Genomic DNA, 11,325 nt, shown 5'->3' with positions numbered 1-11,325 from the left:
AGTGGCTGAACAGAAGGATGAAAGGATTATGGAGTTAATGAGAAGTGTAATTCGTTCACTGCGTGAAATTGTTAAACTAAGGCATATCATCTTTGAACTCACAAAAAAAGATATTCAACTTCGATACTTGGGTTCGTATTTAGGGATTCTTTGGGCATTTGTGCAACCAACAATCAACATCTTAATTTTGTGGTTTGTTTTTCAGGTTGGTTTCAAGTCAATGCCTGTTGATAATTTTCCTTTTATCCTCTGGTTAATGGCAGGCATGGTTCCATGGATGTTTTTTTCCGATAGTGTGACAAACGCAACAACGTCAATTATAGAGAATGGTTATCTTGTAAAAAAAGTGGTTTTCAAAGTTAGTATCCTGCCTTTGATTAAGATCTTATCATCTTTATTTATACATGTATTTTTTATACTTCTTCTTTTTATAATGTTTTGGGTTTATGGATTCGGTTTTCAGATTTACTATCTCCAGGTTTTTTATTATCTGATTGCTTCTGTTCTATTAGTTCTAGGGATCTCATGGATTACATCAGCATTGATTGTATTTCTCAAAGATATCGGTCAAATCGTTGGGATGTTACTTCAATTTTTATTCTGGCTGACCCCGATTTTCTGGTCATTTAAGATTCTTCCCCCAAATTATCATTTCGTGGTAAAACTTAATCCTCTTTATTATATTGTTGAGGGTTACAGAAATGCATTTATATATCACAAGTGGTTTTGGGAAGAACCTAAACTTACATTTTATTTTTGGATATTAACATTTCTTGTGATTATCATCGGGGGTTCATTGTTTAAAAAACTAAGGCCGCATTTTTCCGACGTGATTTGAGGTGATATCGTGATTATTGATAAGGATAAGGTAATGATCGATGTGAAAGGTGTTTCAAAAACTTATAAATTGTATGAAAATCCTATAGATAGATTAAAAGAATCCATTCATCCATTCAAAAAAAAATATCATAAAGAATTTCATGCGCTTAAGGATATCTCATTTCAGGTGAAAATGGGTGATACACTTGGAATTATAGGGAGAAATGGTTCAGGAAAATCGACTCTTCTTAAACTTATTACAGGGATTTTGCAGCCTACTTCTGGCACGATCAGTGTCAATGGGAAAATTGCAGCGCTTCTTGAGCTTGGAGCAGGATTTAATCTTGAATTGACCGGAATTGAGAACATATACCTATATGGTACGATTATGGGTTTATCAAAGCAGGAAATCGATAAAAAATTGGATGAAATCATCGAGTTTGCGGATATAGGTGATTTCATTTTTCAACCTGTCAAAATGTACTCAAGCGGTATGTTTGCTAGGCTTGCATTTTCAGTTGCGATCAATGTTGACCCAGATATTTTAATCGTAGACGAGACGTTAAGCGTAGGAGATGCTTACTTCACGGCTAAATGTATGGAAAAAATCAGGGAATGGGTCAACAGCAGAACTGTGATTTTTGTATCTCATTCTTTGGAAGTGGTGAGATCTTTCTGTAACAAGGGGATTTTATTGGATCAAGGGCGAATTCACACTGCTGGAGATATACAAATGGTCACAGAAACTTATGAAAGACTGATTAACCAGCAAATTGTTACCTCTAAGCTTAAGTCAATTGCAGAACTCGCTGCAAAGCCTAAATTAGAAAAAAAGGATATGAGGCATAATCAGATCTCTAAAGAATTAAGTGAGGATCCAGAGTTTACGAGAAGAGTGAGTCAGTTTCGGTCTGGAACTGGGCATGCCCGATTCATTAGGGCAGAAGCCTTAGTAGATTCTAAACCGACACATATTATCCCATTTGGTGAAGAGGTTGTCTTTCGATTAGTTGCCGAATATTACTCTGACATTGACACTGAAGGTACGGTTGGATACATGGTGCGTAACCGGAACGGCCAAGACGTCTTCGGCATGAACATATTCAATCTAAACCGTTTGTTACCCCCTATAAAAAAAGGAACTATTTTAGAGGTTGAATTCACATTTAAAAATATTCTTGCACCAGGCTCGTACTCAGTATCTTTGGGACTAAAGCCGAAACCAATTGAACCAATATTTCTTGATTGTGTGAATGTAGCGATCTTTTTTGAAGTTCCACCATTAGAAGGTCAAAATTATGTGCCGGGATTGTTATATGTTCCTAACGAGCTTACGTACAATATTGTCAATTTAAATATCAAAGAATCTGTGGCTTCCGTTTAAAAAGCGGTAGTATAAGGGAGGTACACTGTTATGAGGACGGCTGTAATATTATGTGCTGGTCGAGGGACGAGATTGGGATCGTTAACGGCTGACCGTCCCAAGTGTCTTTTGGAAATAGGCGGTCAGACATTGTTGGAGAAGGCCATTAGACAATTTTATAATAATGGCGTTCAAAGGTTTGTTCTTGTAGTTGGATATCAATGGGAGAAGATAAGAGAAAAGATAACCAACTTGTCTGGAGAGTTTGTACTTGTACAAAATCAAAATTACAGAACTACAAATACTCTGGTTTCGTTATGGCATGCGAAGGAATACATGTCAAAAGGTTTTTGGTTATTAAATGGAGATGTTATGTTTGACGAAGAAATCTTGTCCCGATTTGATTTTGGTGGGTCAAAAATTGGAGTTGTACCAGGTAGATGTGAAGAAGAGGAAGTTAAGGTAATAATTAATAATGAAGGCGTTGTTGTTCAGCTATCGAAAATTGCTTCTCCTGATAAAGCTTTAGGAGAATTTATAGGACTTGCATATTTTGATGAGAAATTTTCTCGCAAACTTATTGAATGTCTGGAATGGTGGATGAAGAGAGAGAATGTTAATAGTCAATATTTTGAAGCCGCGGTTGAATGTGCCATGAAAGAAATACCTTTGCATATAGCCGATCTTAGTGGATTGAGCTGCATAGAAATAGATACTATTGAAGATTATCGACGTGCAGTTCAGATGTGGGAGAAGGTTTAAGGTGATAAGAATGAATGAATTATTACAAAGCCATGTACATTCTAGTTCATTTTGTTTTCCTGACCAAGAAAACAAGTCCTCTGAATCCCAAATTGCTCTGGTCATTCATAATATCACGCTGTTTGAAGTAATGGAACCTCTGTTGAAAAGTAGTCCATTCAAAATTGATATTTTTTTACCAGGTTTTGTAGATCCTCAATGGGGTTCGATGGTAAAAGCCACGGAAGAACATTTGATTAGAAAGGGGTATCACCCAAGAATTTTGCAAAGGATTCCCGATGAAGTTTATAAAATTGTAATAAGTTCACAATTGTATCCGATTATGCCGAAATCGGAATGTAATGTACGTTTTCTATATGGATTAGCGAAGGAGACTTGGAATTTTGATGTTTGGAACGTTAATTATGACTTGATACTCTGTTATGGTCCATATGATGAGTCATTTTTAAGTGGATATGCGTTGACTCAAAAAATTGGTCCCATTCGATTTGCAGAATTTAAACAAGTAGATAAAAACAGACGGGTAGGGAAACGACGTCTATTGTATTTACCTACTTATGGGTCTGCATGCTCGATCGAGCACCTTGAAAAAGAATTTAAAAACATACATGATCAGTATGATATCACAATACGATTGCACCACGGCACTTTGTTTTTGGAGCCGGAAAGGGTTAAAATCGCTAATCGAATAGGAAAAGTGGCCGATTACGATCGCTCTTTGGCTGAACTTTTACAAGAAACTGATGTTGTATTATCGGATGGTTCTGGTGCTATATTTGATGCGATTGCAAATGATATTCCTGTGGTTGTGTTTCAACCAGTACCACCTGAGCCATTCGAAGGAAAACCTTCATTGGAACAGCAAATCATTTATGATAATTTGGTGCCTCATACGAACAATGCATCTGAAATAAAGAAATTACTGGATTGTGCGTTAACAGATGAAGATTACATTAATAAGAGAAAGCAGCTTGCGGACAGATTATTTCCGATTAAGGGTTCAGAATCAATTACTAGAGCATGGGAAGCTATAATTCGATTGTTAGATGGTTTTCAAACAAACAGTGGTAACTCACTAGTTCGTCAAAGATTGAGGAAAAAGTTTCAGGATATGTCAGAACAGATCCAAGTATTAAAGACGTCAGTGGAACAGAAAGAATCTGCTTGGAAAGAGCAATATACTACAATGTTATCAGAGTTCGAAAAGAAAATTAAAGAACTAGGAAGACTTAAACAGGAATTGGCTCAAAGAGACCAACTAATTCAGCAGTTAACTCAAAAAATTGTAGATAAAGAAATTCAGATTAAGCAATTCATTGAGTCAAATACAAAAAAAGACGAACATATTAATGATCTGAATGACCAACTTTCAAAGATCAAAGTGCAATTAAATCAAATGACGGAAGAGTTGCTAATCATCTATTCGTCCAATTTTTGGAAAATCGCAAGCAAATACTACAAATTACGTGATAGCAATCCGTTCACTCGAACAATCTATAAAGCGTTGAGGAAATGGAAGAGGGATGGCACAAGAGCTTTAATTTATAAGGTATACTCGGAGTTAAAAGCTAGAAATAAACCGCTTACTGAAAGTAATACTTTTTTAGCGATCATCAATACACTAGTTGATCGTTTCAACAGAGGTGAAATTAGTGGTATTGCCGTAATCTCGGCCGCTTTCGAATTTGATGAATTATACAATCAACGTACAATCAATTTGGCTAAGTTTCTGGCAAAAAACAATTACGGTGTTTTGTACGTAGCGTGGCAGTGGAAACCAGATGAATTGCAGTCTAAGGGTTACCAAGAGGTATATAGAAATATCTTCCAAATACCAAAATTTGACTTCATATCCCAGATAGATTTGTTAAACTTGTTTTCGGTTGTTAGTGACAAATTGTACTTTATTACCATTCCTGATCATGGCTTTTATGGCACAATTCGTTTAGTTCGGGAGCTTGGATTCTCTTTGATCTACGACATTCTCGATGACTGGGAAGAGTTTGGGAGGGTAGATCAGGCTCCTTGGTACAACAAAGAGATTGAGGAAGCAGTATTGGTTACTTCTGATCTTGTTGTCGCCGTTTCGGAACCTCTCAAATCGAAATTTACACATTTAAGGACCGATATACATGTAGTTGGTAATGGGTACGACCCATTGCTATTAAAACATGGTGATATCTCTTTAAAAGAACCTACAGGTGAGAATAAGATTCATGTTGGTTACTTCGGACATTTGACAGAATCATGGTTTGACTGGGATCTTGTATTCAACATAGTTGAGAATAATAGTAACATGGTTTTTCATCTTATCGGGTATGGCGCATCTAATGAAATTCAACAAGAGATTCGTAAAAAACCAAATATACGATTCTACGGAAAAGTTCCACCGAACGAATTGCATAAATATGTAAAACATTGGCATATCGGAATTATACCTTTTATCGATAGCAAATTGTCACAAGCAGTTGATCCTATCAAGGTTTATGAGTATATGTTTTTCGGATTACCAACCATCGTTACAGGAATTGAACATATTAAGGATTATCCGGGTGTTTTTTATTGTGGTAACAGAATGTTGGTGGCTGATGCCATAAAGAATATGTATGCTCAAACAATCCGTGAAAAAAGGTTGAATCCAGAACGTATTGCTTTTTTAGCATCTACGACATGGGATGCTAGGTTTAGGAAATTAGAAAATCTGTGTAAAAGAACAAATTACTGGCAAAGGATATATCGAGATGAAGATGAATGTCAATAAGGTACTTTATATCTATAAATGGGCCACAATGGGAGGGGTTGAAAGAGTTCTGCTTAATCGGGCACATGCTTTTCAATCGAATGAATTACTTATACGTCAAGATGTTTATTTTCTTCAAGATGGTGGGGGATTGAATAATTTCAGGAAATATATTGAAAAAAATGCACTGATGGAATACATTGGTATTATTGATGCAATTAATCCTGATGCTTATGACGTAATCTTATCAATAGATACCCCAGAAATATTTGATCTTGTAAAAGAACATAACAAAATATATATAGAGTGTCATACCTCCTATAAAAATAATAGGACTTATCTTAAGACTGTTCCTGATCAGATAGGGGGAATTCTAGTTCCTTCGAGCAGTTTCAAAGATACGGTAGTGACTGAAGTAACCTCAATACTTAAACCAAAAGTTTACTTACTTAGAAACTGTGTGCCATCAAGACTTTCTGAACAAATTTCTGTTTTAGAAAATAGATTTTTGGGGAAAACGCCAATATTTTATATGGGACGAATGGACAAACATAAAAATACTGAAGAACTTATTGATATCTTTGCAAAAGCTTTAAATCAACTGGGAGACAGGTTTATTCTGGTACTAGCCGGTAACGTAATGCAAGATATCGATCTTTGGAAGCTCGTTCATTCCCGAAAGATAGTGAATCGTCTTGTTTACTTGCCACCTGTCCGTTTCCATAAAGTTTCTATGTTGATGGCTTTGATTAAATCGAATGGGGGTATCTTTATTTCCACCTCGAAGGGCGAGAGTTTTGGGCTTTCGGCTGCCGAAGCGATTTCTTTTAATTTGCCTGTTTTGTTATCTGATATCCCTGCTCATAGGGAACTTGTGAACAACGATGATACATTTTTATATGCTCTGGGTAATACAGATGAGGCCGTGGCAAAATTGAAAGGAATTCTCGACAAGTACTCTCTTGCAGTTGACCGGATGAAAGAATTTAGAAAAATTTTTTCAAACGATTCCTTCATAAAAGATTGGAAGCAAATTTTTTCGGAGCATTAGTGCTAATTATCAACAATGTCAACGAAGCATTATGATCAACTTATAAGAAAATGGGGAAATGATGCTAAAGAGAATGGCCTATTTGATGCACGTTGATTGGAACTGGATTAAACAAAGACCACATTTCTTGGCGGAAAAAATGACATCTTTTTACTATGTGGATTTGTTTTTCATTCGAAATATAAAAGTCAGGGGACTTGTAAAAAATGATATTTCCGGGTCTTTTAGGAGTAAAAACATTCTATGGAAAGTTCCGTTTTCTTCTAGGATCTTTTTTTTGAGGTGGATCGAATCTATTGTGAATTTTAACAAACATAAGCTGATTAAAAACAAATATGACTATGTGTGGATTACATCTCCTTTCATTCTTCAATTTATAAATTTAGAAAAAATTAGATACAGTAAATTGATCTATGACTGCATGGATGATTATTTAGCATTTCCACAGGACGATCATTCGATAGAATACTTACGATCTTTAGAGAATCAACTACTCGAGCGGGCCGACATAGTTTTAGTTTCATCAAAACGTTTACAGGAATTGGTGCGAGAGCGAGGGTTTCGACGGCCTGTTCATTTGGTTTATAATGCTCTGGAGCCTAATAATTCTTATCAAGATTCAAATATAAAGGGTGATGACGGATTTTTTAATATCGTCTATTTTGGGACAATCTCCGAGTGGTTTGACTTTAATTCTATTTTTGAACTTTTGAGGAGACATGAGGATATACGGTTTACGATTATCGGTCCATCCGAAGTATCTTTGCCACACCATGAAAGGATTAACTACACGGGACCTGTCAAGTATGAAGAGTTGAAGCGTTATGCACGTGATGCAGATGCGTTCATTATGCCGTTCGTGTTGAATAGTCTTGTAGAATCAGTGGATCCAGTAAAGGTTTATGAGTATACAGCTTACTTAAAGCCTACGTTCGTAGTCAGATATAGGGAGACCGAAAAGTTCGAAGATATTGCTTTTCTTTACAATGATGTCGAAGAACTATCCTCTCAAGTCGAATTAGCAAAAAATAGGAAACTCCATAAAATGAATGAGCGAAAATTGAGGCAATTTATTTATAATAATAGCTGGGATTCTAGGGCACGTCAAATTTTTGAGATCCTGGAGAGAGACATATGAACACGAGGGGATTATATGTTAAAAAAATAGCGATCTTACTTTCTACCTACAATGGAGAAATGTATCTTGAACAGATGATTAAGTCATTGCTGAATCAAACGTATAAAGACTTTACCCTAATAATTAGGGATGACAACTCAAATGACCGAACACGTCAGATTATATCTAAATATCAACAATCGAATAAAAACTTCGTTGTTCTTTTTGATAATTCTAATCTTGGCACGAAATCCAGTTACGAAAAATTGCTTCAGTTTGCCATTCAAAAGGGGTACGAATACTTCATGTTTGCAGATCAGGATGATGTATGGTTTCCTGATAAGGTCGAACGGACCCTACATCGGATGATTATGATGGAATTTCAGTATCCGAAAATTCCGCTATTGGTCCACACTGATTTGAAAGTTTCCAATTCACATCTCAAGGTTATTTCTGAATCTTTTTGGAGGTATCAGAAGTTGGATCCTCGTTTTACCGATCTGAACAGGTTGCTTACACAAAATGTCATCACTGGATGTACGATGATGATCAATCGGAGACTTGCGGAACTGGGGATTCCAATTCCTGAACAAGCGATAATGCATGATTGGTGGTTGGGGTTAGTTGCCAGTGCATTCGGTCGAATTGATCATATTACTGACCCTACTATATTATACCGTCAGCACGCTGAAAATAGTGTTGGTGCGAAGCGGTTTAATTTTTGTTATGTTTTAAAAAAAACATCTGATAAGGTTTTATTATCCCCAAATATTGAACAAGCGCGTGCTTTTTACAAACTCTATGAAAACAGACTATCAGATGATCAGAAGAAAAAGTTAAACGCGTTCGTTCGGTTGAAAGATATGAATTTAATAAAACGACTTTTCGTTATTATATCTCATAAATTTTTTAAAATAGGAATTATAAGAAATCTAGGGATGATACTTAAATTGAGTTTTAACTATTACCGTTGAGTAAAAATATAGTTATAAGAATATGTGTGATTAGGTGTTAGTCACGATGAAAGTATTAGTAACCGGTGCTTATGGACAGTTAGGCAAAGACCTTGTTACCATACTTCAAGATAGATTTGAGGTCTTTGGGATGGGGAAGGAAGAACTAGACGTTACGAAAATGAACCAATCTAGAGAAGTGGTTCATTCCATTATGCCGGATGTAATTATTCATACTGCTGCCTATACGGCAGTTGATTTAGCTGAGAAAGAAGAAAATCAGGCGTATCTTGTTAATGCCTTTGGAACTCGAAATATTACCGTTGTGGCTGAAGAAGTTGGTTCTAAGATTTGCTATATTAGCACCGACTATGTTTTTGATGGTTTATCTTCTGTACCTTATAAAGAATATGATCAGACGAATCCGTTGGGTGTATATGGAAAGTCTAAAAGAGCAGGGGAACAACTGGTACAGAGTTTATCATCAAAGTTCTTTATTGTTAGAACATCATGGGTATATGGGTTTCACGGAAATAACTTTGTCAAAACTATGCTTAAATTAGCGGAGGAACGGAATCATCTGAAAGTGGTTCATGATCAAGTTGGATCTCCGACTTATACCGTTGATTTGTCTCTATTTCTTTCAGAGTTAATTACAACTGACAAGTTTGGCATTTATCATGCCTCGAATACAGGAGCTTGCTCTTGGTATGAGTTTGCAAAAGCCATTTTCGAGGAAATTGGTATTTCAGCTCAGATTGAACCTTGCACAACGGAAGAGTTTCCAAGACCAGCTCCAAGACCGAAATATTCAGTAATGGATCATCTATCTATTCGTTGCAATGGTTTTAAAGATTTCAGACATTGGCGTGATGCATTACGTGATTTTTTACGGGAGTTCAAAGGATAATTTTCATGAGTCGGGTTAGTATACAAATTGTTACTTTTAATAGTGAGAAGTATATTAAAGATTGTTTGGAATCAGTTTTACAACAATCTTATCCTATACATCAAATTATTGTTGTCGATAATGCTTCTACCGATGGGACTCTAGCAATCTCTAACGAGTATCGACGCGAGGTTACTTTTATTGAAAATTGGGAGAATCGAGGATTTGCATTCGCACATAATCAGGCTTTCCGATTATCGCAAGCTGATTATATTTTGGTACTTAATCCGGATGTCATTCTTCATCCGGATTATGTTCGCCAAATTGTAAGTTATATGAAGGATCATCCACATGTGGGAAGCGCCTGTGGAAAACTGCTCTTAAAATCTTCAACGGAGATCATAGATAGTACCGGTTTAATTATTAAAAAAACGCGCCGAGCTTTTGACCGAGGTGCATTTCAATCGGCAGATATGTATACGAAACCCGCTGAAGTTTTCGGAGTATCGGGGGCAGCAGCCATCTATCGAAGAGAAATGATAGAAGAGATTAGTTATAACGGCATGTTTTTTGATGAAGACTTCTTTGCTTACAAAGAAGATGTTGATGTCGCTTGGCGAAGCCAACTTTTTGGATGGAAAGCTGCCTATGTTCCGGATGCAATTGCTTATCACGAACGGGGATGGAAAAAAGGTTCTCGTTCGAATCAAGCGTTAAAAATAAGAAGACATTCCTACATCAATCGTTATCGGATGATGTTGAAAAATGATAGCTTAAGATATTGTTTACTTCATTTACCACATTTATTACTCTATGAAATAGCTAGTTTTGGATATGTAATTTTAAAGGAACCCGAACTATTGTCATCTTGGGTATCTTTTTTTAGAGACTTCCCTAAATTATTGAGAAGTAGAAAATGGATCATGTCAAAACGGAAAGTTCCTTTTTTTCATGTTTACCGTTTTTTTCGATAGATAGAGATTTTCACTGGGGGGTATAAGGGATGAAAGTAATTGAAACAAATCTCGAAGGCGTTTTTATATTAGAACCTACTGTTTTTGAGGATCATCGTGGTTTTTTTATGGAGAGTTATAATAAACGAATCCTTCATGAACATGGAATTAATTATGAATTCGTTCAAGATAATCATTCTCTCTCTGTTCAGGAGGGAACTATAAGAGGTTTACACTACCAATTGCAACCGAAAGCACAGACAAAACTTATCCGTGTTATATCGGGTGCTATATTTGATGTAGTCGTGGATATTCGTAAAAACTCGTCAACATTCGGAAAATGGTCCGGGGTTTTATTAAGTGCGGAGAATAAAAAGCAAATACTTGTTCCAAAGGGATTTGCTCATGGTTTCTGTACACTTGAACCAAATACGCAGGTGCTTTACAAAGTTGATGAATATTATTCTCCTGAACATGAACGAGGTATAATATGGAGTGACCCTGAGATAGGTGTTAAATGGCCCACTTCTGTTCCGATACTCTCTCAAAAAGATCAACAACTTCCTTTACTTAAAGATGCGGAAATCAATTTTTGAGATTTCGTTCTTATAAGACACCAAATAGCTTGAAACATAACTTTCAATAAATCTATGGGGAGTATTCAAAGTGGAAGCAAGG

General features: G+C 36.1%; 10 protein-coding genes. All 10 read left to right on the top strand.

The window, feature by feature from the left end:
* The first annotated feature begins 28 nt into the window (after positions 1-28).
* The 10 genes from DNHGIG_RS06160 to rfbC all read left to right on the top strand — a co-directional run bounded on the left by DNHGIG_RS06160 (position 29) and on the right by rfbC (position 11,243).
* Positions 29-838, top strand: coding sequence for an ABC transporter permease (locus tag DNHGIG_RS06160; RefSeq protein WP_282198847.1), 810 nt, complete (start codon positions 29-31; stop codon positions 836-838).
* A gap of 12 nt (positions 839-850) precedes the next feature.
* Positions 851-2,203 (top strand): ABC transporter ATP-binding protein, encoded by a 1,353-nt coding sequence (locus tag DNHGIG_RS06155; protein ID WP_282201363.1) that lies wholly within the window; start codon positions 851-853, stop codon positions 2,201-2,203.
* A 30-nt stretch (positions 2,204-2,233) separates the two neighbouring features.
* Entirely contained in the window at positions 2,234-2,944 is a 711-nt protein-coding gene (locus DNHGIG_RS06150; RefSeq protein WP_282198846.1) for a phosphocholine cytidylyltransferase family protein, read from the top strand.
* Positions 2,945-2,954: 10 nt separating this feature from the next.
* Positions 2,955-5,705: a glycosyltransferase gene (locus DNHGIG_RS06145; RefSeq protein WP_282198845.1), complete on the top strand. Its 2,751-nt coding sequence runs from the start codon at positions 2,955-2,957 to the stop codon at positions 5,703-5,705.
* Positions 5,686-6,735 carry a glycosyltransferase family 4 protein gene (locus DNHGIG_RS06140; protein WP_282198844.1) on the top strand — a complete coding sequence of 350 codons (1,050 nt, stop codon included), beginning with the start codon at positions 5,686-5,688 and terminating at the stop codon, positions 6,733-6,735. The genes DNHGIG_RS06145 and DNHGIG_RS06140 overlap by 20 nt, the downstream gene beginning before the upstream one ends.
* Positions 6,736-6,808: 73 nt before the next feature.
* Positions 6,809-7,873 (top strand): glycosyltransferase family protein, encoded by a 1,065-nt coding sequence (locus tag DNHGIG_RS06135; protein WP_282198843.1) that lies wholly within the window; start codon positions 6,809-6,811, stop codon positions 7,871-7,873.
* The gene (locus DNHGIG_RS06130) at positions 7,870-8,826 is read left to right on the top strand and encodes a glycosyltransferase family 2 protein (protein WP_282198842.1); all 957 of its coding nucleotides are present in this window, start codon (positions 7,870-7,872) and stop codon (positions 8,824-8,826) included. Before DNHGIG_RS06135 ends, DNHGIG_RS06130 begins: the two co-directional genes overlap by 4 nt.
* A gap of 46 nt (positions 8,827-8,872) precedes the next feature.
* Positions 8,873-9,715 carry a dTDP-4-dehydrorhamnose reductase gene (rfbD, locus tag DNHGIG_RS06125; RefSeq protein WP_282198841.1) on the top strand — a complete coding sequence of 281 codons (843 nt, stop codon included), beginning with the start codon at positions 8,873-8,875 and terminating at the stop codon, positions 9,713-9,715.
* Positions 9,716-9,720: 5 nt separating this feature from the next.
* Positions 9,721-10,668 (top strand): glycosyltransferase family 2 protein, encoded by a 948-nt coding sequence (locus DNHGIG_RS06120; protein WP_282198840.1) that lies wholly within the window; start codon positions 9,721-9,723, stop codon positions 10,666-10,668.
* A 29-nt stretch (positions 10,669-10,697) separates the two neighbouring features.
* Positions 10,698-11,243, top strand: a complete 546-nt coding sequence (gene rfbC, locus DNHGIG_RS06115; RefSeq protein ID WP_282198839.1) for a dTDP-4-dehydrorhamnose 3,5-epimerase — start codon at positions 10,698-10,700, stop codon at positions 11,241-11,243.
* Positions 11,244-11,325 lie beyond the last annotated feature (82 nt).

The organism is Collibacillus ludicampi (genome assembly GCF_023705585.1).
In the GTDB taxonomy this organism is placed as follows: Bacteria; Bacillota; Bacilli; order Tumebacillales; family BOQE01; genus Collibacillus; species Collibacillus ludicampi.
Note: the sequence above shows the minus strand (reverse complement) of the source record. Positions and strands in the feature narration are given on the sequence as shown.

Coding starts and splice junctions, on each gene's coding strand:
- DNHGIG_RS06160 (WP_282198847.1), top strand. CDS start 29: ATGGAGTTAATGAGAAGTGTAATTCGTTCACTGCGTGAAATTGTTAAA.
- DNHGIG_RS06150 (WP_282198846.1), top strand. CDS start 2,234: ATGAGGACGGCTGTAATATTATGTGCTGGTCGAGGGACGAGATTGGGA.
- DNHGIG_RS06145 (WP_282198845.1), top strand. CDS start 2,955: ATGAATGAATTATTACAAAGCCATGTACATTCTAGTTCATTTTGTTTT.
- DNHGIG_RS06140 (WP_282198844.1), top strand. CDS start 5,686: ATGAAGATGAATGTCAATAAGGTACTTTATATCTATAAATGGGCCACA.
- DNHGIG_RS06135 (WP_282198843.1), top strand. CDS start 6,809: ATGGCCTATTTGATGCACGTTGATTGGAACTGGATTAAACAAAGACCA.
- DNHGIG_RS06130 (WP_282198842.1), top strand. CDS start 7,870: ATGAACACGAGGGGATTATATGTTAAAAAAATAGCGATCTTACTTTCT.
- rfbD (WP_282198841.1), top strand. CDS start 8,873: ATGAAAGTATTAGTAACCGGTGCTTATGGACAGTTAGGCAAAGACCTT.
- DNHGIG_RS06120 (WP_282198840.1), top strand. CDS start 9,721: ATGAGTCGGGTTAGTATACAAATTGTTACTTTTAATAGTGAGAAGTAT.
- rfbC (WP_282198839.1), top strand. CDS start 10,698: ATGAAAGTAATTGAAACAAATCTCGAAGGCGTTTTTATATTAGAACCT.